Source organism: Cloacibacterium normanense (assembly GCF_003860565.1).
Taxonomy (GTDB): Bacteria; Bacteroidota; Bacteroidia; order Flavobacteriales; family Weeksellaceae; genus Cloacibacterium; species Cloacibacterium normanense.
Genome location: NZ_CP034157.1, coordinates 948805 through 975006, shown reverse-complemented (window position 1 = coordinate 975006; position 26202 = coordinate 948805). Strand labels below are relative to the sequence as shown.

The 26202-nt window shown below is 32.3% G+C and carries 26 protein-coding genes; 7 read left to right on the top strand and 19 right to left on the bottom strand.

The features are described from left to right. Positions 1 to 2: 2 nt before the first annotated feature. The 11 genes from EB819_RS04445 to pdhA form a co-directional block, all read right to left on the bottom strand. The gene (locus EB819_RS04445; protein ID WP_069798396.1) at positions 3 to 1277 is read right to left on the bottom strand and encodes a TIGR00341 family protein; all 1275 of its coding nucleotides are present in this window, start codon (positions 1275 to 1277) and stop codon (positions 3 to 5) included. Between the two features lie 12 nt (positions 1278 to 1289). After that, positions 1290 to 1523: a DUF8439 domain-containing protein gene (locus EB819_RS04440; protein ID WP_083250160.1), complete on the bottom strand. Its 234-nt coding sequence runs from the start codon at positions 1521 to 1523 to the stop codon at positions 1290 to 1292. A 371-nt stretch (positions 1524 to 1894) separates the two neighbouring features. After that, the gene (gene dnaX / locus EB819_RS04435; RefSeq protein ID WP_069798392.1) at positions 1895 to 2980 is read right to left on the bottom strand and encodes a DNA polymerase III subunit gamma/tau; all 1086 of its coding nucleotides are present in this window, start codon (positions 2978 to 2980) and stop codon (positions 1895 to 1897) included. Between the two features lie 93 nt (positions 2981 to 3073). Continuing rightward, positions 3074 to 5347 carry a sodium-translocating pyrophosphatase gene (locus EB819_RS04430; RefSeq protein ID WP_083250159.1) on the bottom strand — a complete coding sequence of 758 codons (2274 nt, stop codon included), beginning with the start codon at positions 5345 to 5347 and terminating at the stop codon, positions 3074 to 3076. Positions 5348 to 5525: 178 nt separating this feature from the next. Further along, positions 5526 to 6143 carry an inorganic pyrophosphatase gene (locus EB819_RS04425; protein WP_069798390.1) on the bottom strand — a complete coding sequence of 206 codons (618 nt, stop codon included), beginning with the start codon at positions 6141 to 6143 and terminating at the stop codon, positions 5526 to 5528. A gap of 29 nt (positions 6144 to 6172) precedes the next feature. Further along, a complete protein-coding gene (locus EB819_RS04420) occupies positions 6173 to 6682 on the bottom strand; it encodes a DUF7935 family protein (RefSeq protein ID WP_069798388.1) in 510 nt (169 codons plus the stop codon). A 35-nt stretch (positions 6683 to 6717) separates the two neighbouring features. Next, entirely contained in the window at positions 6718 to 7614 is an 897-nt protein-coding gene (locus EB819_RS04415) for a hypothetical protein (RefSeq protein ID WP_083250158.1), read from the bottom strand. Beyond that, positions 7611 to 8288 carry a RadC family protein gene (gene radC / locus EB819_RS04410; protein ID WP_069798384.1) on the bottom strand — a complete coding sequence of 226 codons (678 nt, stop codon included), beginning with the start codon at positions 8286 to 8288 and terminating at the stop codon, positions 7611 to 7613. Before radC ends, EB819_RS04415 begins: the two co-directional genes overlap by 4 nt. 41 nt (positions 8289 to 8329) lie before the next feature. After that, the gene (locus tag EB819_RS04405) at positions 8330 to 8995 is read right to left on the bottom strand and encodes an ABC transporter ATP-binding protein (protein ID WP_069798382.1); all 666 of its coding nucleotides are present in this window, start codon (positions 8993 to 8995) and stop codon (positions 8330 to 8332) included. 385 nt (positions 8996 to 9380) lie between these two features. Further along, positions 9381 to 10994, bottom strand: a complete 1614-nt coding sequence (locus tag EB819_RS04400; protein WP_069798510.1) for a dihydrolipoyl dehydrogenase family protein — start codon at positions 10992 to 10994, stop codon at positions 9381 to 9383. Between the two features lie 96 nt (positions 10995 to 11090). Continuing rightward, positions 11091 to 12092, bottom strand: a complete 1002-nt coding sequence (gene pdhA / locus EB819_RS04395) for a pyruvate dehydrogenase (acetyl-transferring) E1 component subunit alpha (protein ID WP_069798380.1) — start codon at positions 12090 to 12092, stop codon at positions 11091 to 11093. A 174-nt stretch (positions 12093 to 12266) separates the two neighbouring features. Here pdhA and EB819_RS04390 point away from each other — a divergent pair, with 174 nt between their 5' ends. The 3 genes from EB819_RS04390 (at position 12267) to EB819_RS04380 (ending at position 15176) form a co-directional block, all read left to right on the top strand. Next, positions 12267 to 12875 (top strand): phosphatase PAP2 family protein, encoded by a 609-nt coding sequence (locus EB819_RS04390; RefSeq protein WP_069798378.1) that lies wholly within the window; start codon positions 12267 to 12269, stop codon positions 12873 to 12875. A 41-nt stretch (positions 12876 to 12916) separates the two neighbouring features. Beyond that, complete coding sequence (locus tag EB819_RS04385; RefSeq protein WP_069798376.1) at positions 12917 to 13300, top strand: BlaI/MecI/CopY family transcriptional regulator; 384 nt, start codon at positions 12917 to 12919, stop codon at positions 13298 to 13300. 76 nt (positions 13301 to 13376) lie between these two features. Next, a complete protein-coding gene (locus tag EB819_RS04380; protein ID WP_069798374.1) occupies positions 13377 to 15176 on the top strand; it encodes a DUF4153 domain-containing protein in 1800 nt (599 codons plus the stop codon). 71 nt (positions 15177 to 15247) lie between these two features. On the opposite strand, the gene EB819_RS04375 is transcribed toward EB819_RS04380, so the two are convergent. Both EB819_RS04375 and EB819_RS04370 read right to left on the bottom strand, forming a co-directional pair. After that, complete coding sequence (locus EB819_RS04375) at positions 15248 to 15595, bottom strand: RNA-binding regulator (RefSeq protein WP_069798372.1); 348 nt, start codon at positions 15593 to 15595, stop codon at positions 15248 to 15250. Positions 15596 to 15929: 334 nt separating this feature from the next. Continuing rightward, on the bottom strand, positions 15930 to 16796 hold the full coding sequence (locus EB819_RS04370; protein WP_069798371.1) for an aldo/keto reductase: 867 nt from the start codon (positions 16794 to 16796) through the stop codon (positions 15930 to 15932). Positions 16797 to 16979: 183 nt separating this feature from the next. Here EB819_RS04370 and EB819_RS04365 point away from each other — a divergent pair, with 183 nt between their 5' ends. The 4 genes from EB819_RS04365 to EB819_RS04350 all read left to right on the top strand — a co-directional run bounded on the left by EB819_RS04365 (position 16980) and on the right by EB819_RS04350 (position 21690). Then, the gene (locus EB819_RS04365; RefSeq protein WP_069798370.1) at positions 16980 to 17372 is read left to right on the top strand and encodes an acyl-CoA thioesterase; all 393 of its coding nucleotides are present in this window, start codon (positions 16980 to 16982) and stop codon (positions 17370 to 17372) included. Then, entirely contained in the window at positions 17373 to 17933 is a 561-nt protein-coding gene (locus EB819_RS04360; protein WP_069798368.1) for a helix-turn-helix domain-containing protein, read from the top strand. It abuts the gene before it with no gap. A gap of 437 nt (positions 17934 to 18370) precedes the next feature. Further along, positions 18371 to 20944 carry a heavy metal translocating P-type ATPase gene (locus tag EB819_RS04355; protein ID WP_069798366.1) on the top strand — a complete coding sequence of 858 codons (2574 nt, stop codon included), beginning with the start codon at positions 18371 to 18373 and terminating at the stop codon, positions 20942 to 20944. A gap of 65 nt (positions 20945 to 21009) precedes the next feature. Then, positions 21010 to 21690 carry an SIR2 family NAD-dependent protein deacylase gene (locus tag EB819_RS04350; protein WP_069798363.1) on the top strand — a complete coding sequence of 227 codons (681 nt, stop codon included), beginning with the start codon at positions 21010 to 21012 and terminating at the stop codon, positions 21688 to 21690. Positions 21691 to 21711: 21 nt separating this feature from the next. Here EB819_RS04350 and arsB read toward each other — a convergent pair whose 3' ends face one another. The 6 genes from arsB to EB819_RS04320 form a co-directional block, all read right to left on the bottom strand. Then, positions 21712 to 22743: an ACR3 family arsenite efflux transporter gene (arsB, locus tag EB819_RS04345; RefSeq protein WP_069798362.1), complete on the bottom strand. Its 1032-nt coding sequence runs from the start codon at positions 22741 to 22743 to the stop codon at positions 21712 to 21714. Between the two features lie 21 nt (positions 22744 to 22764). After that, entirely contained in the window at positions 22765 to 23187 is a 423-nt protein-coding gene (locus EB819_RS04340) for a low molecular weight phosphatase family protein (RefSeq protein WP_317126171.1), read from the bottom strand. Between the two features lie 196 nt (positions 23188 to 23383). Next, positions 23384 to 24172, bottom strand: a complete 789-nt coding sequence (locus tag EB819_RS04335; RefSeq protein WP_069798358.1) for a cation efflux transmembrane domain-containing protein — start codon at positions 24170 to 24172, stop codon at positions 23384 to 23386. Positions 24173 to 24181: 9 nt separating this feature from the next. Beyond that, complete coding sequence (locus EB819_RS04330; protein WP_069798356.1) at positions 24182 to 24802, bottom strand: class I SAM-dependent methyltransferase; 621 nt, start codon at positions 24800 to 24802, stop codon at positions 24182 to 24184. 42 nt (positions 24803 to 24844) lie between these two features. Then, on the bottom strand, positions 24845 to 25684 hold the full coding sequence (locus tag EB819_RS04325) for an arsenite methyltransferase (protein WP_069798354.1): 840 nt from the start codon (positions 25682 to 25684) through the stop codon (positions 24845 to 24847). A 172-nt stretch (positions 25685 to 25856) separates the two neighbouring features. Next, positions 25857 to 26186 (bottom strand): ArsR/SmtB family transcription factor, encoded by a 330-nt coding sequence (locus EB819_RS04320; RefSeq protein ID WP_069798352.1) that lies wholly within the window; start codon positions 26184 to 26186, stop codon positions 25857 to 25859. Positions 26187 to 26202 lie beyond the last annotated feature (16 nt).

The window sequence follows — 26202 nt, the reverse complement described above, 5'->3', positions numbered from 1 at the left end:
ATTTATTTATACACTTCTACATTTGATTTATTGAGTCTTTTCTCAATCCATTTTTTCAGTTTTATTTGGTCTTCATCTGTAAGATTTTCTGATGATTGATAAATTAGTACAGGTTTTTCAACCAATGAATCACCTTGTGCAAAACTGAGTTCAGAAACATTTATCGCATTAATATTTTGAAACAAAACTTGAGCTTCTTTAAGCAACTGCATATTATCTTCTAAAGATGAAGTTTGACTTTTTAAAGCCAATAATTCTTTATCTCTTTCAGAATTTTTATTGATTTCATTAAGAATATCGTCTTTTAAAACTTCTAAATTTTGGTAATTATTAGCTTTAATAATAAGTTCGGTATTATTTAGACCAATTTCTGAAAGACTTTGGTTCATTTTTTTTATTTCATCTTGAGTAAAATTTCTCTTTAAGAAAGCCAATTCTATTTTTCGAGGATTGCTTAAAAAATTTATTTTTTTGTAAACCAAAGTATTACCTTTTTCTATAAATTCTTTTTCAATAAACTGGTCTGCTTTAATCCTAAATTCCTGTTCTTTATATAATGAATAGGCAAAATAAATACTTGGCAAAAGAACCAGTAAAGAAAGTAGAGTTATCAAATTTTGCACTCTTTTTCTCTCCTTTAAATCTACAAATTTAACCGATGGATATTTAAGAAATTTAACAATTAAAAATGTAGAAATCCCTATAAAAACACAATTAATTGTATAAAGAAATAATGCTCCAAAAAAGAACTTAAAATTACCTGTTGCCAAACTAAAACCTGCTGTACATAATGGTGGCATAAGAGCTGTAGCAATGGCAACCCCAGGAATAGGATTTCCTTTTTCCACTCTAGTTATTGCAATAACACCAGCTAAACCTCCAAAAAATGCAATTAGCACGTCATAAATATTGGGAGATGTTCTGGCTAATAATTCTGATTGAGCTTCTTTGAAAGGACTAATATAAAAATAGATGGTAGAAACTAATAAACTCGCAATGGTAGCAATAAGCAAATTTTTTAATGATTTTTTCAGTAATTCAAAATCAAAAACACCAAGTGCAAAACCAGCGCCTACAATAGGTCCCATCAAAGGAGAAATAAGCATGGCTCCAATCACCACTGCTGTAGAATTTACATTAAGACCTACAGATGCTACAAGAATAGCAGCCATTAGAATCCATAAATTAGAACCAGAAAAAGAAATATTATCTTTTACGTTTTCTAAAACTTTTTGTTTGTTTTCTTCTCCTTTGTGTAAATCTAATAGTCTAAACATGATATGGAATTTTTAACTTAAATCTAACTTCATCAATTCATCTAAATCTTTTAAAACAGGATTAATTTCTACATATTTCTGGAAAATATCTCTTTTCGTTTCTTGTTTTTTGATGAGTTTTTTGTCTTCTCGGTAAGAAACTTCTATTTTGTAGTTATTGACTTTTCTCTTGAAATGATTGAAAAATTGTGCTTGAATTTTCTCAAACTCAGTTTTTACCAAATCTGAAGGATATAAAATCTCCACAACATTTTCTTCCTTTTTATGAAGTTTTGCAGTATTTACGGCAAAATAAGTGACTTGGTCTTTTATAAATAAATCATTTAGAAAAATTTGCCATTCTGTTTGTAAATCTTTTTCGGTGAAGTGATGGTCTGGTAAATCTTCTTCTTTTTTCTGAGGAGTGACAACTACTTCTTCTTCCTCTTTTTTATTGAGCGTAGCAAGAATACTAAATTCTGAAACAATGGTTTTCTTAACAATGGGTTCAGTAATTTTTTGAACGGTTTTTGGAACAGATTCTTCTGTTTTTTTAGTTGACGGTAAAGTTTCTTGTGGTTTTTCTGGAGCTACCTTTGGCTTTTCGGTTTCCTTTTTACGAAAAAGTGGTGCTAGAATTAAGAACTTTTTTTTTTATCATCACTTTTCGCAGCAGTAAGACTGGCCAACTGCATCAAAGCGATTTCTACCGTTAATCTTGGATTTTTAGAATTTTTGTAATTAATATCTGCATGATTACAGATTTCTATAGCATCTATGAGTTGCTGTGCACTCCAATTTTTGCTCTGTTCAGAAAACTTCTGTTTCGTGTTCTCACCTACTTCTATTAGAGCAAGTGTAGAAGCATTCTGAGCCATCATTAAATCACGGAAATGACTTCCCAATCCACCAATAAATAAATGTGGGTCAAAACCTTTTTTAACAATATCATTAAAAGCGGTAAGAATTCCCGGAATGTTATTTTCTTTTGCTAAATCTACAATTTTCAAATATTGATCGTAATCTAGAATATTGAGAACTTCAGCAGCTTTAGCAAGTGTAATATTTTTTTGAGTAAAAGTGGTAAGTCTATCAAAGATAGAAAGTGCATCTCTCAGTGCTCCATCTGCTTTTTGAGCAATTAAGAACAATGCATCATCTTCATAATTTACGCCTTCTTTTTCGGCAATTTTTCTAAGATGTTCCTGTATATCTTCGATGGTGATTCTTTTGAAATCATAAATCTGACATCTTGATAAAATGGTAGGAATAATCTTATGTTTTTCGGTAGTTGCTAAAATAAAAATAGCGTGAGCTGGTGGTTCTTCTAAGGTTTTAAGAAAAGCATTAAATGCCGCTGTAGAGAGCATGTGAACCTCGTCTATAATATAAATTTTATATTTCCCAACTTGTGGAGCAAAACGAACTTGGTCTGTTAAATCTCTAATATCATCTACTGAGTTATTAGAAGCAGCATCTAATTCAAAGATATTATACGCAAATCCGTCTTCTGAGGTAGAACCATCTTTTTCGTTGATTTTTCTAGCCAAAATCCTAGCACAAGTAGTCTTTCCTACACCTCTAGGTCCGCAGAAAAGCAACGCTTGAGCCAACTGACTATTTTCTATGGCGTGTTCTAAGGTATCTGTAACGTGAGATTGCCCTACAACAGTGTCAAACTCTTGCGGACGATATTTTCTTGCGGATACGATAAAATTTTCCATTGGTCAAAAATAGGGAAATAAATGAAATTTTAAAAATTAAAACGACAAAGTTTTTCAAAAAAAACCGCCGTAAAAAATACGACGGTTAGATTTTTATTTACAACATTGGAAATGTTCGGTTTCACAATTTTTTCCTTGAGTGGAACATTCTTTCATACATTCTGTATTACAATTAGTCATAGAAACGGATTTCTTTTGAGAGGCTGAAATCATGGTTTCAATTTTATGTTGTCTGTCTTTTTCTATTTTTTCGGCAAACATAGATGCTAATGTAGGTGCAATAACCAAAGAAACAATTGACATTAACTTAATCAAAATATTCATTGAAGGTCCAGAAGTATCTTTGAACGGATCTCCTACTGTATCTCCTGTTACTGAAGCTTTGTGCATTTCAGAACCTTTGTAATATGTTTCACCATTTACATCTACTCCTTTTTCAAAAGATTTTTTCGCATTATCCCAAGCTCCACCAGCGTTATTTTGAAACATTCCCAGTAAAACTCCACTTGCAGTAGCTCCTGCTAAAAATCCTCCTAAAACTTCAGGCCCCCAAATAAAACCAACTAATAATGGCGTAACAATAGCAATAGAACCTGGTAATAACATTTTTTTGATAGAAGCATCCGTAGAAATAGCAACACATTTATCATATTCTGGTTGCCCAGTTCCTTCTAAAATTCCTGGAATTTCTCTGAACTGTCTTCTTACTTCTTCTACCATTGCCATAGCCGCTTTTCCTACTGCGTTAATCGCTAATGATGAGAAAATAAACGGAATCATTGCCCCAATAAAAAGCCCTGACAGAACATCTGCTTTATAAATATCGATGCCATCAATTCCTGCAATTCCTACAAATGCTGCAAATAATGCTAAAGCTGTAAGTGCTGCTGAAGCAATAGCAAATCCTTTTCCAGTAGCTGCAGTAGTGTTTCCTACAGCATCTAAAATATCTGTTTTTTCTCTTACACTTTTTGGCAATTCACTCATTTCTGCAATTCCACCTGCATTGTCTGCAATTGGTCCGAAAGCATCAATCGCTAATTGCATGGCTGTCGTTGCCATCATTCCAGCAGCAGCAATAGCTACTCCATATAAACCTGCACAAAGATAAGAACCCCAAATTCCCGCAGAAAGTACAATCATAGGTAATAATGTGGATTCCATTCCTACAGAAAGTCCACCAATAATATTAGTTGCGTGTCCCGTAGAAGATTGTTTCACAATACTTGTTACAGGTCTTTTTCCCATTGCTGTGTAATATTCAGTAATGATAGACATCAATGTTCCCACTACTAAACCTACCATAATCGCTCCGAAAACACCCATTCTGGTAAACTCAAAACCTCTTAATGTCATATTTTCAGGAAGAATGAAATTCACTAAAAAATACGAAGCAACCGCTGTTAGAATAATACTTCCCCAGTTCCCAATGTTTAATGCTTTTTGAACTTTTGCAGTAGTATCTTCTGTTTTGTCAGAAATTTTAACAAAGAAAGTTCCTATAATAGAAAATACAATTCCAGTTCCTGCAATAAGCATTGGTAACAGAATTGGAGCGAAACCGCCATAATTATCTACCGATAAAGTTTCTCTTCCCAAAACCATTGTTGCTAAAACAGTAGCCACATAAGAGCCAAATAAATCTGCTCCCATTCCTGCAACATCTCCCACATTATCTCCTACATTATCCGCAATGGTAGCTGGATTTCTAGGATCATCTTCAGGAATACCTGCTTCTACTTTTCCTACTAAATCTGCACCTACATCTGCTGCTTTGGTATAAATACCACCACCAACTCTTGCAAACAAAGCAATAGATTCTGCTCCCAAAGAAAAACCAGTCAATATTTCGATGGCTCTTTCCATTTCGTGAGAGTCTACACTGGCTTCTGGCGCGAAAATTTGTTTAATAATTAAGAATAAAGAACCTAAGCCTAAAACAGCAAGACCTGCAACTCCCATTCCCATTACAGAACCTCCAGTAAAAGAAACTTTAAGCGCTTGAGCTAATGAAGTTTTAGCTGCTTCTGCAGTTCTTACATTTGATTTCGTAGCGATTTTCATTCCTATATAACCTGCTGTAGCCGAAAAAACAGCTCCTACAGCAAATGCTATTCCTATACTCCAATGAGAATTAGCATTGCTAAATCCCATAATTCCCAATAATATACCTACCACAATTACAAAATAAGTTAGGATACGATATTCAGCTTTTAGAAAAGCCATCGCTCCATCTGCAATATGACCACTAATGGTTTTCATTCTGTCATTACCTGCTGGTTGCTTACTTACCCAAGAACTTTGAACGAAGGTGTAAAGTAAGGCTATGACACCAAAAAGAGGTACTAAATAAAATAGTAAATTCATAGAATATTAATTTTTGTTAACAATTGATGGGACTAATATAGTAAAAACAATAACACAAAAAACAAATTTAGATTTAAGATTTTTTAAGTTATGATTTATATCGTAAAGTACTGAAAATAAAACAAAAAAATCTAGCGAATATTCGCTAGATTTTGTAAATTTACTCAAATTTCGGTTTTTACATAATTCCCCCAAATTTGTCAGAATAGTCTTTTTGTGAAGCTACAATTACTTCTTTAGCATGTTCAGCTCCGTATATTTCTTCTATTCTACAAGTTGCTTCTTCGTAAGGAAGATTTTTGTAAGTTAAGAAGTAATGTTTTAGTCTGAAAACTTCAGCTTGTGGTAATTCAGAAATATCTCTGATATGACCATACACTTGATCTCCTACCATTACTGCTACGATTTTATCATCTGCTTCACCTTTGTCAATCATTTTAAAACCGCCAACTGGAATCGCATCCATCAATAAACCTCCAGAATGAATATTGTGTGAACTTAACACTAAAATATCCAATGGATCGTGGTCTCCTTCTGAAACATCTACTGCTCCTTCTCTAATCGCTAATTTTTTAACTTCTTCGTGGCAATACGTTCTAGGAATAAAACCGTATAATGCTGGAATAATATTCGAAAATTTCTGTGGTCTGTCTACTTTTAAATATCCACTTTTTTTGTCTACTTCATACTTAATTGTATCTGCTGGAACTATTTCTATGAAAGTAGTTACCACATTTGGAGCATCATCTCCTGCAGAAACTCCATGCCACGGATGTGCTTTAAAATTTGGAATCATAATTATACTTGTTTCTAATTTTTACAAAGTTAAGATAATAAAATGGCATCTCTTCTTAAATCTTCTATAGTGTTTGCTATAAAATCTTCGCCATTTACATAATTCATTAAAAATATGGTTTTGAAATCTTGTAAACTTGCAGTATTACTAAGACTTTCGTAAGTTTTTCTCATCAACTGAATCACATTATTCTTAGATGCTACAACATTCTCCCAAGAATTTCTAGAAATATACAATTGCTGAGAACTGTTATACTCAAATTCTTCTGTAATATTCTTTTCTAAAAGATAAATAAACTCATGAATCGCTAAGTCTTTATCAAACTTATTCACCAAATTCGATGGTTTTATTCTTTCTAAAAAAAGCGTCATTCTTTCGTAGGCTTGCATTTTTAAATCTCCATTTGCTTTTACCGCCAAAAGTTTTAACTCTTTGTTTTTCAGATTGATATAAGTAAAAACAAATTGTCTCAATAAAAAAATTATTGGGAGCGCAATGATTAATGCAAAAGCATAAGGAAGCATATTTTCAAAATTCATTTTACGAAAAATTGAGGGTGCAAAGATAGGAATAATTATTGTCTAATAAAATACGATTTAAGCAACTGAATCTTAGAGTTTTCTATATAAGGATAAGATTTTACTGCAGCCCTGAAACCTCTAAAATACTCTTCCATGTTTGGTAATTCTCCTCCTTCAAAATCAAAATTTCTTAATTCTATATTTTTTTTAATAGCATAATCAATTAAATTTGATGCTCCATTAAATTTGACTAATTCTTTTAAATTATAAGTTCCTAATAAAACTGATGTATATTTTTCTTGATAAATTGCTATTAAATTTATCAATCTTCCTTTAAAATAAAAGCCATAAAAATCAATCAACTTATTTTCATAAAATCTTTGAATAATCTCCAAAAAACTACTTTTATCTCTTATATTTTCTGCACCAAGCAAGTTATTTTCAATGAATTTTTTAGCATCTTCAAAATATACATTTTCTTTAATTTCAGAAAAATCTGCTACATCAGGATTTAACCTTAGCTTTCTTTTTCTTTTTGGAGAGTATTTATCTCTAATATTCTCGTAAGAATCAGATTCTAAAACAAAATTTTTTCTTCTTTTAAGTTCAGTTTTGAAACTATTTTTTTCATTAAAAGCATAATACCAGACTTTATAATTTTTCTGTAAAAAATCTAAAAAAAGCTCATTTATATCTACAGAATCTTTATGAGAAAAAACACCAAGTTGCTGTGTAAGCTTAGGATTTACCACTATTTTAAGTCCTAATTTTTTAATAAAAGGGACAGGCATTATCGCCTTATAATCATCAAAAACGAGCATATCCCAATTATTTTTAGCAGTAACATCTAGAAATTTTTTTTCAGCAGAATATATTTTTTGTTCAGAATTATCTAAACAATTTTGATATTTCTGCCAATCTATTTCTTCATATTTCAGTCGCTTTATCATAATAAACCTGCTTCTGCGAAACTGTAAAATGAATTTTCGCCAATGATGATATGGTCAAGCAATTTAATATCTAAAATTTCGCCAGCATTTTGAATATTTTTAGTGATTCTAATGTCTGCTTCGCTTGGTCTTAGAACACCTGTTGGATGATTATGCGCCACTATAATATTCGTGGAAAAATTTTCTAAAGCTTCTTTAAAGAGCACTCTCACATCTACATGAGTTGCAGAAATTCCGCCTTTTGAAATTTGAGTTTTTTTAATCACTTGATTTTTCTGGTTCAAGAAAATTACCCAAAACTCTTCTGTTCTGAGGTCGGAAAGATGTGGCAAAAGTATTTTAAAAGCCTGTTCCGAACTTTTGATAATCAATTTTTCAGGAATTTCTTGCGATGCTTTTCTTCTGCCAATTTCCAGCGCTGTAGCAATAGAAATGGCTTTTGCTTCTCCAATTCCTTTGAATTTCATCAAATCTTTTATGGAAAGTAAACTCAGATTCTGCCAATTATTATCTACACTTTTCAAAATTTTCTGAGCGAGTTCTACCGCAGATTCTTCTGTATTTCCACTTCCTAAAATAATCGCCAGTAATTCTGAATCTGAAAGCGCAGATTTACCCTTCAAAAGAAATTTTTCTCTTGGTCTGTCATCTTCAGAAAGGAATTTTATCGACATTTCTTAAGGTAAAGGTAAAGGTTGAGTTAAGACTTGTTTTTTTATAAAATAAGTCCGTCTTTCATGACTAATTTTCTATCGGTACTTTCTGCCAGTTCTTTATTGTGTGTTACAATCACAAAAGTCTGATTATATCTGTCTCTTAAATCAAAAAAAAGTTGATGCAGTGCATCTGCATTTTTGGAATCTAAATTCCCAGTGGGTTCGTCTGCAAAAATAATTTTCGGAGAATTGATTAAAGCTCTGGCTACAGCTACACGTTGCGCTTCACCACCAGAAAGTTCTTTTGGTTTATGCTGAATTCTATGTGCAATGTGTAATTCCTCGAACAAAAGAAATGCTTTGTCCATAGATTCTTTTTCGTTTTTTCCAGAAATTCTCGTTGGCATCAAAACATTTTCTAAAGCTGTAAATTCTGGTAATAACTGATGATGCTGAAATACGAATCCTATGTTTTCATTTCTAAATTTAGAAATTTCCCTGTCATTCATTTTTAGGAATGATTGATCACCAATTGTTAATTCAGTTCCGTATTTATCTATATGAGAAGGCAAATCTAAAGTTCCCAGAATGTGTAGCAAAGTAGATTTACCAGCTCCTGATTCTCCAACAATGGAAACAATTTCGCCTGTTTTTATTTCTAAGTCCACTCCTTTTAGAACTTCTAAATCACCGTAAGATTTGTGAATATTTTTCGCTTTAATCATACTTCAAAAATAGTAAATTGATTTTAGATTTTAGATTTTAGATTTTAGATTTTTTAAAATTTTTAAAATATGGATGCTTTTATAATTTCAAAGAGAAATGAAAATGAAAGATTTAATAAAAAAATACTTTCGCGTAAGTGATTGTAGCTTAAATCCCGCAATGAAATGGCGCGAGCGAAGCGAGCGTAAATGAATGAGGAATTGCCAATAATATTTTTAATATTTTGAAAGGAATTGGCGAATTTCGTTCCTTAATTTGCAGCGAAAAGCACGGTCTTTTTATAAAATAACTTGGGAATTGCAATGGATTTTACAACAAGATACGCCAAAATAAAAAAATCCTTTCAAAAATGAAAGGATTTTAGATATATAAAATTTTAAAATTTTACAGTAACATAGTCAACGGACTTTCTAAATAAGTTTTAAGAGTTTGTAAGAATTGTGCACCTGTAGCGCCATCTACTACTCTATGGTCACAAGCTAAAGAAAGTTTCATAGTATTTCCTACCACGATTTGACCGTTTTTAACCACTGGTTTTTCAATAATTGCACCTACTGAAAGAATACAAGAATTCGGTTGGTTAATAATCGAAGTAAAGGTTTCGATTCCAAACATACCAAGGTTAGAGATAGAGAAAGTAGAACCTTCCATTTCATTCGCTTTAAGACCTTTTGATTTAGCTCTAGAAGCCATATCTTTTACAGATGCAGAAATTTGATTATAATTCATATAATCTGCATTTTTAAGAACTGGAACTACTAAACCATCTGGAATTGCAACTGCTACACCTACGTTGATATTTCCGTGGTGAATGATTTTATCACCTGCCCAAGAAGAATTTACTTGTGGGTGTTTTCTCAATGCTAAAGCAGTAGCTTTAATCACCATATCATTGAAAGAAACCTTAGTATCTGGTAAACTATTCAACTCTTTTCTAGCTTCGATAGCTTTATCCATATTGATTTCTACCATTAAATAATAGTGAGGCGCAGTAAATTTACTTTCAGAAAGTCTTTTTGCGATTACATTTCTTACTTGAGAGTTTACGGTTTCTGTAGTTTCACCTGCTACGAAATTCATAGCCACTTGAGCAGCAGGAGCAGAAGCTACACTTGTAGAAACCGCAGCAGTTTGCTGAACTGGAGCTGCACTTGGTTGATAATTTTCAATATCTTTTTTAACGATTCTTCCGTTGTCTCCACTTCCTTTAACGGTTGAAATATCAATTCCTTTTTCTGAAGCCATTTTTTTAGCTAAAGGAGAGATATTAATTCTTCCGCCAGTAGAAGTTGTAGTAGAAACTGTAGCATTTACTGCTGGTACAGATTCTGTTTTTGGAGCTTCTGTAGCAACTGGAGCAGCAACTTTTCCACCACCTGCAACAATTGCAGAAACATCTGTTCCAGCAGGGCCAATAATGGCTAAAATTTCATCAACATTTGTTGCGTTTCCTTCTGAAACTCCTTGGTAAAGAAGCGTTCCTTTAAATTCTGATTCAAAATCTTGAACCGCTTTATCTGTTTCGATTTCTGCAAGAATATCCCCTTCTTTTACATCATCTCCTACATTTTTGTGCCATTTAGCTACTTTTCCTTCAGTCATGGTATCAGAAAGTCTAGGCATAGTAATTACTTCTACACCTGCAGGAATTTCTGCTGAAACAGCCGAAACTTCTGGTGCAGAAACTGCAACTTCTTCTTTCTTTTCTTCTGTTTGAGGAGCAGAATTACCTCCTGAAACTAAACCAGAAATATCTTCTCCGGCATTTCCTATAATTGCTAAAACGCTATCTACAGGAGAATTATTTCCTTCTTCTGTACCAATGTATAAAAGAGTACCGTTAAATTCTGATTCAAAATCTTGAACGGCTTTATCTGTTTCGATTTCGGCTAAAACATCGCCTTCTTTTACTGTATCACCTACTTTTTTATGCCATTTTGATACTTTTCCCTCGGTCATTGTATCAGAAAGTCTGGGCATTGTAATTACTTCAGCCATAATTTTTATATTGATTTGAGATTCGAGATTCGAGATTCGAGATTTAAAACTCAAAGAATTTCAAACTCAAATTTCAAATTTCAAATGAATTTAAAATTAATTTTCTAATTTATCTAAGAATGGATAGTTTGGTTCAGAATAAACATATTCATAAACTTTTTCTGCACTTGGATATGGAGATTCTTCTGCAAAAGCTTCACATTCTTCTACAAACATTTTAGATTTTTCTTCGATAGTTGCTAATTCTTCTTCAGTAGCCCATTTGTTTTCTAAAATTCTGTTTTTAACTAAAACGATTGGGTCTTCTTCTTTTTTAAGAGCTACTTCTTCTTTAGTTCTATAAGGTTCAGCATCTGACATAGAGTGACCTCTGAATCTGTAAGTTCTAGCTTCTATGAAAGTAGGCCCGTCTCCTCTTCTTGCTCTTTCCACAGCTTCGTAAGCTACTTCTGCTACTTTTTCTGGATCCATAGCATCTACAGGCATACAAGGCATTTCATAACCTAAACCTAACTTGTAGATATCTTCGTGGTTTGCAGTTCTAGAAACTGATGTTCCCATTGCATATTGGTTATTTTCTACCACGAAAACTACTGGAAGTTTCCAGTTCATTGCCATGTTAAAAGTTTCGTGTAAAGCACCCTGTCTTACAGCTCCATCACCAAAATAACAAATGGTAACTCCACCTCTTTCAAAATACTTATCTGCAAATGCAATACCAGCTCCTAATGGAATCTGACCACCTACAATTCCGTGACCTCCGTAGAATCTATGCTCTTTTGAGAAAATGTGCATAGAACCACCTAGTCCGTTAGAAGTTCCCGTAGCTTTACCGCACAATTCAGCCATAATTCTCTTAGGGTCTACTCCCATTGCCATAGGATGAACATGACATCTGTATGCTGTAATCATAGCATCTTTAGTAAGATCCATCGCGTGTACAAATCCTGCAGGAATAGCTTCTTGGCCATTGTATAAGTGTAAAAAACCTCTAATTTTTTGTTTTAGATAAAGAGAACGGCATTTGTCTTCAAACCTTCTCCACATTGTCATATCTGCATACCATTGCAAATAAACTTCTTTAGAAAACTCTTTCATTGATAAGTTTTAATTTGTTGATTTTTCAAAATTTAAAATGCCTTTAAAGAGCATTTTTCTGAATAATATGCAAAAATAGTAAAATTCTTTTGTTTATAAGAAAACTTATGTCACAAATAATGATGATATTTGTTTCTTTAAATATTATATTTTTGAAAAAACATTTATAAATCCATGTCTAAGAAAAATTTTTCTGCTGTTGTATTCCTTTCTAAAGTAATTTCTAACCTACTCAATCCACTTTTTTCACTGTTAATCTTCTTTATTTGTTTTGCATACGTAAAAATGACTTGGGAAGAATCTTTATTCAATATTTTATTGATGATTGCGTTAGTAGTTATTCCTATTTTTTCATGGATTGGCTGGAATGTAAAAAAAGGAAACTACACCAACATGGATGTGTCTGACCGAAAACAGAGAAACGGCCTTTATCTATTTAATTTTATAGTCATTGCAATTTATACAGGGGTTTTGTATTTCACAAAGCAAAGAACAGATTTGCTTTTCATCATTGTTTTTTTATTCATTCTCATGCTGATTATGCACATCAGTAATTTTTTCATCAAAAGTTCTATGCACACCGCTTTTAATGTTTTTGTAACAGCGCTATTCTTTTCTTTGAATCCTATTTTGGGCATTATTTGGTTCGTTCTTACATCATTTGTAGCCATTTCTAGAATTATTCTGAAAAGACACACGCCGAAAGAAGTGATAATGGGAGCATTTATCGCAACAGTGGTTTCTTTAGCTTACTTATATTTTAATATTCAGACATTTCTATAAACTTAAATTTTTCACTACATTTATAACTCAATTTCAAGAATATGGAAAATCTTAAATCCTTGACTTCTGGCGAAGAACAAGTCATGAAAATCATTTGGAAACTTGGCCCTACTTATCTTAAAGACATTATGCTAGCTTTTCCAGAGCCAAAACCACACCAAAACACCGTTTCTACTTTTTTGAAAAATTTGGTTACCAAAAACTATCTAAAACCTGCTTCTGAAGGAAGAATTCATAAATATGAAATCTCTGTAACTCAAGAAAATTATAAAAAAACACTGTTAAAAAACTTCATTCTAAATTTTTACGATAATAATCCTAATGCTTTGTTAGTGGACTTAATGAACGAAGGGATGGTTCAACTATCTATGCCTGAAAAAGAAAAGGAAAAAGACAAAAAGAAGAAAAAGAAAAAGAAAAAATAATTCTGTTGGATAATGGATGTAAATGTGAGAAGTTTATGAAATAGAACACCCTTTTTCCAACTTCAAAGCATACATCATGATTACAAAATTTAAAGAAATCTGGGGAAAAACCGATGATATTATTTTAAGATATCCTATGGTTCTTACCGCAGCGCTTATTGCAGCTATTTCTGCGGTTGTTGCAATAGAAATTGACCATCAAGACAATCAATTTTTAGTAACCAAATTAGCTTTTGCCGGATGTTTGGGAATTTCGCTAATGTTTGGTATTAAAATGCTCTCTCAAAGAATTGGCAAAGGTTTTCTTTTAGAAATTTTGGGAGCAGCATTTTTGGTTTGGTTTTATTTTTATTTACCAAACTCCGAAAAGCAATTTACAGAAGTAAATGGCTTCGTGATTTTTGCGCTGGTCATTTTATCACACTTATTCGTTTCATTTTCAGGATTTTTGAATAAAAAACCAGAACTTAATTTTTGGCAATTCAATAAAAATTTATTCATTAACATTTTTTTAACCGCCGTTTTCACAGGCGTTTTGGTTTTGGGAGTTGTTTTAGCGATTTTGGCGGTTGACAAATTATTTGACTTCAATTTTAACAACAATCTTTACCCTAAAACCATACTATTTTTAGCCATTTCAGGAAGCACTTTCATTTTTCTAATTTTTAACGACAAAGGAATTTTTCAACTCGAAAAAGACGGAAACTACCCTCAAATTCTGAAATTTTTCACACAGTTTGTTCTTATTCCGCTATTATTAATTTATGTAACCATTTTATATTTTTACGCTGGTAAAATATTGATTAACTGGGAATTACCACGAGGCTGGGTTTCTTATCTTATTTTAATTTATTCAGTGGTCGGAATTTTAGCATTGCTTTTGGTTCATCCTCTGAAAGAAGAATCTGCAAAATCTTGGGTAAAAGTTTTCTCCAAAATTTTCTATTACACGCTTATTCCATTATTGGTTTTACTTTTTGTAGCGATTTTTACTAGAATTTTAGAATATGGTTATACAGAACCGAGATATTTCGTTTTGCTATTGGCAATTTGGCTTACCACAGTAGTTTTTTATTTTATTTTTTACAAAAAAGCGACCATTAAATTTGTACCGATTTCACTGTTTATCTTCGGTGTATTTGCATTGATTTTTCCTTATGTTAATGCTTTTTCTACCGCTAAAAGAAGTCAAAAAACAGAATTACAACAGATTCTAACCAAAAACCAACTTTTAGAAAAAGGAAAAATTAATTTTGAAAAAGCGATTCAAGATTCAGTAGCAACTGAAGTTGCAAATAAATTTCAATTTCTGAACGAAAGAAAACAACAAGCATTTCTACTGAGTTTTATCCCAAAAACTCATCTTTCTAAATTCAAAAAAATATTAGAAAAAGAAAGATATATGGTGAACTCAGAAATAAGAATTTCTTTCCAAAACATCATTAAATCGAAAGAAGTTAATGCTTACAAAAGCGATTATCAAGGTGTATTTTCTAACAAAAGAAATTATGATATTCAGAACTACGAAAAACTTATTGTTTTCAGCAATATTGATATTCAAAATGAAGAACAATTAGACGATTATATGCTAAAGACAAAACCAATTAAAGATGGTTATATTTTCTCAGGATATATCATTGATTTAGAATCACCTACTAAAGTTACTAAATCTTATGATTTAACTCCATTTCTCAAAAAACAATTAGAAAAAGATAATGCAGACCAACTCAGTACTCCATTGGAAGAAATCTCTACAGAATTTGATTTGCACCAGTATCATTTAAAAGTATATTTTTCAGAAATCATCAACAATAAAGTCAACAAAAAAGATAATATTTCTGTGAGAGACATGGTCATTTTAGTCAAGAAAAAATAATTCCTATTTACCTCAATAAAAAAGCGACTCATTCCTGAGTCGCTTCATTTTTTTCTTTGAAAAAAGATTGTTTACCAACGGCTTCCACCTCTATCGTTTCCACCTCTGTTATTTCCGTAACCACCTCTGTTTCCGTAACCACCACCTCTGTTGTTATCGAAACTTCTTCTTGGTTTTTCTTCTCTTGGTTTCGCTTCAGAAACATTAAGTTCTTTTCCGTTAAATTCTTTACCGTTAAGAGCTTCAACTGCTTGTTGACCTTCTTCATCACTCATTTCTACGAATCCGAATCCTCTACTTCTACCTGTTTCTTTGTCTGTAATAATTTTGCACGAAGTAACTTCGCCAAATTCTGAAAATAAATCTTGTAACTGATAATCTTTAGTTACGTAATTGATGTTTGAAACAAAAATGTTCATTGTTAAAAAAAATTAAATTAAAATTGTCCTAAATGATTGAATTATAAAAGATGACAAAAAACGAATGAACATTATTTTGAAAAACATTTATAAGAAATCTTTCGCAAGATACAACAATAAATGACATAAACAATTTTTATTTTGGCGTGCCCTATTCCCAAAAGCCTAAACCCCTGTGAAATAGGTCGTTCTACGCTCACTCGCTTCCCGAAAATAAATTTTCGGGAGAGCTCAGACAAATCGCTTCGCACTCACGCAAACTCACGTTATAAAACACCACTCAACCTCAAAAAAACTACTCAACCTTTACATTTACCTTTACCTCTACCTAATTCTAAGGCACTTTATGCCCCAAACTGGCTTCTAAAAGGCTAAACCAATCTTCTATTGTTAAATTTATATCCAGAGATTTTCTAAGAGATTTTATGCTTTCCGCTTTAGATGTTCCTATAATCGGTAAAATTTTAGCAGGATGTTTTAGAAGAAACGCCACCAATAGTTGTGCTTCGTCTGCATTATATTTTTTAGACAAATCACCCAAAACAGATTTTATTCTCGCTGTTCTTTCAGAATCTTCCGCAAAATAACTTCCCATCACACTCCAAGCCATAGGTTGCAACTTTTTCATCATCATTTGGTCAATCGTTCCATCATAAAAAGCTTTGGTTTCCGTCAAAGAAATTTCTACTTGATTAGTCACCAATTGCGGAAAATATTTAGAAATTAAATCAAACTGAGTCACAGAAAAATTACTCACCCCGAAATCTCTTACTTTTCCAGAACTTCTCAAAATTCCGAATGCAGCAGCTATTTCTTCAGGATTCATGAGTGGAGACGGTCTGTGTAATAATAGCAAATCTATATAATCAGTTTTTAGATTTTTCAAACTCTCATCTACCTGATTTAGAATATATTCTTTAGAATAATTATAGTATTTCAACGGAAAGTTCTTCTTTTCACAAGGCATACAAATTCCACATTTGGTAATCAACTGAATTTTTTCTCTGTCAATTTTCATTTCCGAAAAAGCATTCCCAAACAATTCTTCGGTGGTATAACCTCCATAAATATCTGCATGGTCAAAAGTATATAAATCTTCTTCTAATGATGTTTCAATTAGTTTTTGAACCCCAGATTCAGAATGATTAGCGCCCCAAATTCCCCATCGCATTACCCCTACAATAATTTTAGAAAAATCCATAATTTTAATTTTTATCAAAGTTAAAATTATCTCGTCAATTTTTAAGCAATTATTTGTAAAAACAGAACCTTCACATCTATACAATTATAGTTTCCCTCAATACAATTAATGAAAAGAAAGTATTTTAAATTCACACTCAGTTCATATTTATAGCATAATTTTGTGCTTTGAAAATTAATGAAGATGAATTATCACACTAGAAAATGGATTAAACCAGAAGACTTAAACGCCAACCATACTCTTTTTGGAGGCAAATTACTACAATGGATAGACGAAGAGGCTGCACTCTACTCTATTATTCAATTAGAAAATCCCAAAACCGTTACCAAATATATTTCCGAGATTAATTTCGTAAATTCTGCAAAACAAGGAGATATTATAGAAATCGGGATTGAAGTAATCAATTTCGGGAGAACTTCTATTACGCTTAGCTGCGAGGTAAGAAACAAAATGACACACCAAACTATTATTACTATTGACAAAATTGTTTTTGTATCTTTGGATGAAAATGGAAATCCACAACCCCACGGAAAAACCGAAGTGGAATATGTGGAAGACCGATTAGGCAAAGGATAAATGCAAATTTTTATTAAAAATATGGTTTGTAACCGCTGTATTACTGCGGTAGAAGATGTTTTCCGAAATTCTGAAATTGATTTCGTTTCGGTCAATTTGGGTTGGGTGGATATTTCTACAGAAATTTCAAAAAATCAGTTTGAAAAACTCAACGAAAATCTAAAAAAAATTGGTTTTGAAATTCTAGAAGATGCTTCACAGAAACAAATCGAAACCATCAAAAAACTTATTTTAGAAAAAGTTCAGAATCTTGATATTAATGAAGATTTCTTGCTTTCTAAATACCTTTCCGAGCAACTCAACAAAGAATACAGCAGTATTTCTAAGGTTTTTTCACAAACAGAAAACATCACTTTAGAACAATATTTTATCCTTCAAAAAATTGAAAAAGTAAAGGAACTTTTGATATATCGCGAACTTACCCTTTCTCAGATTGCCGATAAATTAGGTTATAAAACGGTTCAACATCTTTCTCAACAATTCAAAAAAATCACAGGATTTTCGCCATCACAATTTCAAGAACTCAAAGAAAAAAAGAGACTTCCGATTGATTTTATTTAGTTCACTATTTATTTTTACTACCTGTTGTACATTTTGAGAATATTTTAACACAAAGTCGCAAATTATTGATATTTAAAACTTTACGCTCTTAAGACGCAAATTTTTAACTTTGTTAAAAATGAAAATCTTTGATTTTCTTGCACCTTAATTTAGCTTAAGACCAATAATTTAATTTTGCGCCCTTGCGTTTTAATTGATAATCAATTATTTAAATTCTTTTTACAAATGCACATCAGGTTTTTACTTTATAAATTTGCGAAATAAAATAGAAACTTCCACGAAGTAAAATGCCTTTGCGAACTTAAAAGCAGTAATTTATTAAAAAATCTTTGCGACTTTGCGTTAAAAACTAAAATCTAAATTTCATAACATTCTACCAAGATTTGATAATGGTTTTTATTTGATTAATTTTGAAATTTGTATCAAAATTAAGAAAGATGAATACCAAAAAATATAATGTTCTAGGAATGTCTTGCGAAGGTTGTCAGAAAAAAATTTCTTCTACTTTAAATGATTTAGAAGGAATAAAAGCAGATGTAAATCTCGCAGGAAATTTTGTTGAAATATCTTCTGAACAAGAAATTGACTTAGAAAAACTTAATTCTGAACTCAAAAATGCAGGAAACTACGTTTTAGAAGACCCAGAAAAACCAAAATCTACAGAATTTATTCCACCTCAAGATAGAGTTTCGCCAAGTTCGGTTTATTATTGCCCGATGGAATGTGAAGGCGATAAAGTCTATTTCGTGCAAGGAAAACGTTGCCCTGTTTGCAATATGTACTGCGTTCCGATTGAAGAAAAAGAAGAAAATCGCAAGAAAGGAATGCATCAGCAGCATCACGAAACTAAACATGAACATCATGTGGAAACTTTTTCAGAAAAATTGGGTGAATATTATTGTCCCATGTTTTGTGAAGGCGATAAAACCTATCCCGAAAATGTAGGTTGCCCAGTTTGCGGAATGGATTTGGTAAAAATCACAGGAAATGACGATGAATCTGAAGATGACACCTATAAAAATCTGCAAAAGAAATTTTGGATTTCGGTTGCTTTTACGCTTCCCGTTTTTATTTTATCAATGGGCGGAATGTTTTTTGAGTTTCCTTTTAGTTCAAGAGTTTCTGGGATTTTACAATTGATTTTCACGCTTCCAGTTGTGTTTTTCACAGGTTGGTTTTTATTCAAAAGAGCTTGGATTTCTTTTAAATCTTGGAATCTTAATATGTTTTCATTAATTGGTTTAGGAGCAAGTGCAGCTTTCGTTTACAGCATTTTCGCATTATTTTTTCCGAGTTTAATTCCTCACGAATTCATGCAAAACCATAACGAAGTTCCGTTGTATTTCGAAGCGGTAGCTGTGATTTTAACTTTGGTGATTTTTGGACAAATGCTGGAAGCAAAAGCCCATCAAAAAACAGGAAATGCGATTAAAGAGTTGATGAATCTTTCGCCAAAAGAAGCACATCTTATTCAGAATAATGTAGAAAAAAATATTCCAATTTCAGAAGTTAAGATTGGAGATATTCTTAAAGTAAAACCAGGAGAAAAAATCCCTGTTGATGGCGAAATCATTGAAGGAAACACAACCATTGACGAAAGCATGATTACTGGAGAACCGATTCCTGCAGAAAAAAAATTAGGCGACAAGGTCACTTCTGGAACCATCAACGGAAACCAAGTTTTCCTCATGAAAACAGAGAAAATTGGTAAAGACACGCTACTTTCTCAAATTATTGAAATGGTCAACTCAGCAAGTCGAAGCAAAGCGCCAATCCAAAAACTCACAGATAAAGTTTCTAAAATTTTTGTTCCCGTTGTGATTGCTATTTCAGTATTAACTTTCATTTTCTGGTACTTTTTCGGGGGAGAAAATCGGGCAATTTTTGCTTTGGTTAATGCTTTGGCGGTTCTCATTGTGGCTTGTCCTTGCACTTTGGGTTTGGCAACGCCAATGTCTGTAATGGTAGGTATTGGAAAAGGTGCGAGAAACGGAATTTTGATTAAAAATGCAGAAGCTTTAGAAAATTTAGAAAAAGTTAACGTAATTATCACCGATAAAACAGGAACTTTAACCGAAGGAAAGCCATCTTTGACACAAATTTTCACAGAAAATATTCCGGAAAATGAAGCAATGCAATTTGCGGCTTCTCTCAATAAAAATTCTGAACATCCACTTTCACAAGCTGTTTTAGATAAAGCTAAATTCTTCGCTTCCGCTCAGAATGACAATTTAAAAGAGGTTAAAAACTTCAAAAATATTTCAGGAAGAGGAATTTTAGGAGAAATTGATGGTAAAAAATTGTTCCTTGGAAATATTCATTATCTCAAAGAAAATAACTTTGAAATTTCTGAAAATTTACTTCAAAAAGCCCAAATTTTAGAAAACGATGCAAATACAGTTTCATATTTAACGATTGATGGAAAAGCTGTTGCTGTTTTTGGCTTTAAAGATAAAATCAAAGAAAATGCAAAATCTGCCATCCAATTTTTAAAAAATAAAGGCATTGAAGTTATCATGATGACGGGAGACAACGAAGCCACTGCAAAACACGTTGCAGAAAATTTGGGCATCAAAAAATATTTTGCGAATTGTCTTCCTCAAGACAAAATAAACGAGGTTAAAAACCTCCAAACTCAAGGAAAAATTGTAGCCATGACTGGCGATGGAATCAATGATGCTCCTGCTCTTGCACAAGCTAATGTAGGAATTGCCATGGGAACAGGAACCGATATCGCGATGAATTCTGCAGAAATTACTTTACTGAAAGGCGATATTTCTGGTGTTGCAAAATCTAAAATTTTGAGCGAAAAAATGATGAAAAATGTAAAAGAAAACTTGTTTTTTGCTTTTGCATACAACACCCTCGGAATTCCGATTGCTGCAGGTTTGCTTTATCCTATTTTTGGCGTTTTATTGTCTCCAATGTTTGCCGCTGCTGCTATGAGTTTTTCTTCGGTTTCGGTGATTGCCAATTCTCTGAGATTGAATAATGTGAAGTTGAAAATTTAATTAAAATTGCAACAAATGCACAAATATTTCATAAATTCGTGTATTAGTGGCAAAACTATAAATTAATGAAAAAGAAACTCGTCGTTTTATCTGGCGCAGGAATTTCTGCGGAAAGCGGAATTTCTACGTTTAGAGATTCTAACGGACTTTGGGAAAATCACAGAATAGAAGATGTAGCTTCGCCAGAAGGTTTTGCCAGAAATCCTCAGTTGGTTTTAGATTTTTATAATTTGAGACGAAGACAACTGAAAGAAGTAAAACCCAATCTCGCTCACGAAATTCTTGCAGAATTAGAACAATATTTTGATATACATATCATCACCCAAAATGTAGATGATTTGCACGAAAGAGCGGGTTCTACAAAAGTGCTACATCTTCATGGTGAACTTAAAAAAGTACGTTCGGTAAATGATGAAACCAAAATTTATGATTGGGAAAATGACTGTAATTTGGGAGATATAGATGAATTTGGAAACCAACTTCGTCCGCATATTGTTTGGTTTGGCGAAATGGTTCCAGAAATGGAAATTGCTGCCGAAATTGCTTCAGAAGCGGATATTTTCATCGTGATAGGAACTTCTATGCAAGTGTATCCAGCTGCTGGATTGATTCATTACGTTCCAAAAAATTGTGAAATTTATGTAATTGATCCTCATTTAGAAAACCAGTTCACCAAACACGAAAATTTCTTGAAAACATCTGCTACAGAAGGAATGAAGATTTTGAGAGAACGATTATTAAAATAAAAAGCGAGATTTATTCTCGCTTTATTTATACCATTTTTTCTTTAACCAAAGACTTGCTTTTACCAATAAAATTAGCACCGGAACTTCTATGAGTGGTCCAATTACTCCTGCAAAAGCTTCTTTAGAATGAATCCCAAAAACGGCTATGGCAACTGCAATCGCGAGTTCAAAATTATTTCCAGTAGCGGTGAAAGAAACCGAAGCGTTTTTATCATAATCTATTCCTAATTTACGATTGATAAAGAAACTGGTGAAAAACATCAAAACAAAATAAATCACCAATGGAATCGCTATTTTAATCACGTCAAAAGGCAATTCTACAATTTTATCGCCTTTTAAACTGAACATCACCACTATTGTAAACAACAATGCATACAAAGTAATGGGCGAAATTTTCGGAACGAAAACTCTATTGTACCACTCTTTTCCTTTTTGAGCAATCAAGAAATATCTTGTCAAAAAACCTGCAACAAAAGGAATTCCCAAATAAATGGCAACACTTATTGCTACATCTTTCATGGGAACTGAAATTTCAAAATTTCCAAAACCTAAATATTGAGGTAAAAAATTAATAAACAACCAAGCGTAAAAACTGTACGTAAACACTTGAAAAATGCTATTTAACGCCACTAACATTGCGGCATATTCACGATTTCCAGAAGCCAAATCATTCCAAACAATCACCATTGCAATACATCTTGCTAAACCAATCAAAATCAATCCAACCATGTAATTGGGTTCGTCTTTTAGGAAAATAATTGCCAAAACGAACATCAAAATCGGACCAATAATCCAATTGAGCAACAAAGAAACTCCCATCGTTTTACGGTCTTTAAAAGCCATAGGCAAAAGACTATAATCTACTTTAGCTAAAGGTGGAAACATCATCAAAATCAAACCAATTGCTAATGGAATATTAGTCGTTCCACTAGAAAACTGATTGATGATTTCTGGAATTGCTGGAATAAATTTTCCGAGCAAAACTCCAAAAATCATTGCTGAAAAAATCCATAATGTTAAATATCTGTCGAGAAATTTTAGTTTGGGTTTCATGTTAATTTTTATGAGTTTGTTTTATGGTTTTCTTAAATTTTCAAAGACAAATTTCATTTCTGTAGCAATTTCTAAACTTCTGTTGAAATATGTTTCATTCATTTCAGGCGTTCCATCAGATTTTTTAGGATCTTCGTACTTTATTGGAATTCTAGCTTCTGCACCGTAAACAATCGGGCAATTTTCGTCTGCAGAATCACACGTGAGAATGGAGGCAAATGCTGATTTCGGGTTAAAATCATCATTATATTTTTTAGAAAAACAAATCACCGCATGTTCATTTTCGGCAAATTTTACTGCATAAACAGGATTTTCAGTTTCTGATAATTTTAAAATTTCAAAACCTTGATTTGTAAGCGTTTCTACAACTTTCGGGAACATGGCTGTCGCTTCTGTTCCACCAGAATAACAAAAAACATTTTCAATGTGATAATAATTCGCCATTGTTTGTGCCCAAATCTGTGAAAGATGGCTCCTTCTGGAATTATGAGTACAAATAAAATTTAATCTAACTTCTTCATTTTTAGATATTTTAGAAGAGATAAATTCAATTAAAGGTTGAAGGATTATTTTTCGTTCCTCCGAAATCCTTTCCGTGGAAAGTTGAGAAATTATTTCTCTAATTTTTATGTTCATGTGTTTATTTTGATAGTTTTAAAATCGAAAAAGCGCCTCTCGTCACCAAGATAAAAATAAGAGTTCCAATGGCTAAATCTGGCATTTTGCTATGTGTAAAATAGACTAAAACCCCAGCAATTATCACTCCTAGATTGATCATCACATCATTATTGGTAAAGATTACACTCGCCTGAATATGTGCTTCTTTGCTTTTACTTTTTTGCAAAAGATAAAGACAAGCTGCGTTTCCTAATAATGCTAAAAACGAAATAAGCATCATCATTTGAAATTCTGGAACTTCTGTTTTTACAAAAAATCTTCGCAAAACTTCTGTTAAACCTAAAATTGCCAAAATCAACTGAAAATATCCGCTGATTTTGGCAACATTTTTCTTTCTTTCAATGGCTTTTCCAACTGCAAATAAAGCCAATAAATACACAAAACTATCTGCCAACATATCTAGACTATCGGCAACTAATCCCATAGAGTTAGACCAAAAACCATAGAAAATTTCTAGCAAAAAAAAGAAAAAATTGATTCCTAAAACACTCCAAAGCAATTGTGTTTGATTTTTGTGTTCTTGGAGTTTTTCTTGCGTAAATTCTGTAGAAATATGCTGTGTATCAAAATTTAGTGTTTCTAATTGTTTGAAAATTTCTTCTTCATTTTCATGATGAAAAACCAATAATTCCCGATTGGGAATATCAAAATCCAAAGCTTCAATCGATTTGAAATTCTGGAGCTTCATTCTGATGATTTGCTCTTCTGAAGGGCAATCCATTTTATGGATTTTGAATTTGGACTTTTTCATTACATAAAGTTACATTTTCTTTTGGAATTCGCAGAAAATAAAGTTTTGTGTGGTTTCAAAAGGTGTTTTATGAACTTCTTCAAAACTATGGAGCAGCGAAAAATCATTTCCGAAAATTTTCAAGAACTTCTCTTTGCTGTATTGTGTAATTTCTAAACCGCTACATTTTAGAGGTCCTGATTCTGAAAAGGTTCCCACAAAATACAGTCCGTTTTCTTTTAAAATATCATTCATCAAAGTAGCATATTTCTGAATATCTTCATCTTTGGTCAAAAAATGAAAACTCGCTCTATCATGTATCACGTCAAACTTTTCTATTGAAGAAAAATCTAAAATATCAGACACTACAAAACGTACTTTTTCTGATTTTTCGCCTAGTCTTTTCTTGATTCTTTCTATTGCATTTTCTGAAATATCAAGTAAAGTAAGACTTTCATAATCTTGCAATAATAGATTATCAATCAAATAACTATCTCCACCACCAATTTCTAAAATCTTGGCAGTTTTTGGAATGTTATTTCTTTCAAAAAATTGTAGAGAAGTTTCAGGTTTCTCTTGATACCAACTTACTTCTGTTTCTTTTTTGGTGGCGAAAACATTTTCCCAATGTTGCTTTTTATTTATTTCCATAGTTTAAAGTAAGCAATCCTTCAAGGATTTAAAAAAAATAATTTAACAACAACCCGAATTTGGAGTACAACAACCCACTACTTTTTCTGCGTAAACAGTGATGCTGTAAATTCTGGTGGTAGAATCTTTATATTGCTGAATTTCTTCTTCGTTCAGGTAATTTTTTAGAATATCATCTGGAACGATAATCGGTTTTTTCTTCTGTAAAGTAATGTTTTTGAAACCAGAATTTTCGATAATTTTCAAATAATCTTCCATTTGAATTGCCGAAGCAACACAACCAGCATACATTTCTGCAGCATTTTTAATTTTTTCGGGTAAATCTCCCACCAAAACAATATCAGAAATCGAAAAATGACCAGTTGGTTTCAAAATTCTTTGAACTTCTGCAAAAGCTTTTGGTTTATTAGGAACCAAATTCATCACGCAATTGCTTACCACAACATCGGCAACATTGCTCATCAAAGGAATATTCTCAATGTCTCCCAAACGGAATTCTACATTATTGAAACCTAATTTATCTGCATTATTTCTAGCTTTTTCTATCATTTCAGGAGTGAAATCTATTCCCACCACTTTTCCAGATTCGCCAGTTTCTGCTCGCGCTACGAAACAATCATTTCCTGCTCCACTTCCTAAATCTACTACGTAATCGCCTTTTTTAATTTTGGCAAATTCTGTTGGCAAACCGCAACCTAATTTTAGGTCTGCATCAGGATTATAACCTTCCAAATGATCATAATCATCCGTCATTATATTGTACACTTCTGTACTGCAACCACCGCTTCCACAACAAGATGAAGCGTTAGTATCTTGGTTTTGTAAAGCGATTTCTGCATATTTTTGCTTTACCATTTCTTTGATTTCTTCGTTAGAATTCATTTTTTTAAATTTTAAAGATAAATTTTAGATATTTTTTTTGAAGCTATTTCCTGCTTTCGCTACTCGCTTTTTTATTTTTAGATTCTTCGACTCCGCTCACATTGAAAAAATAAAAAGAGCTCAAACATACCGCTCAATCAGGGCTAGTTCCGTTTTCGTTATCAAAAGAACATTAGCAACAAGATTTCTGTTTTTCTATTTTTCTGAAAATTTCAGAAATAAAATGCTCCATTTTCTTCAATGTATCTGGATTAATACAATAGCAAATCGCTTTTCCATCAATTTCCCCTTGTATAATTCCTGCATTTTTCAGTTCTTTAAGATGTTGAGAAACTGTAGGTTGTGCCAATTTTATCTCGTCTACAATATCATTACAAATACAAGTATCAACAGAAAGTAAATATTCTACAATCGCAATTCTAGCAGGATGAGAAAGCGCTTTCATTAATTTTGCCACTTCATTTTGTTCTTCTGTAAAATGCTCAGTTTTAGAAATTCCCATATTTTTATATTTTCAT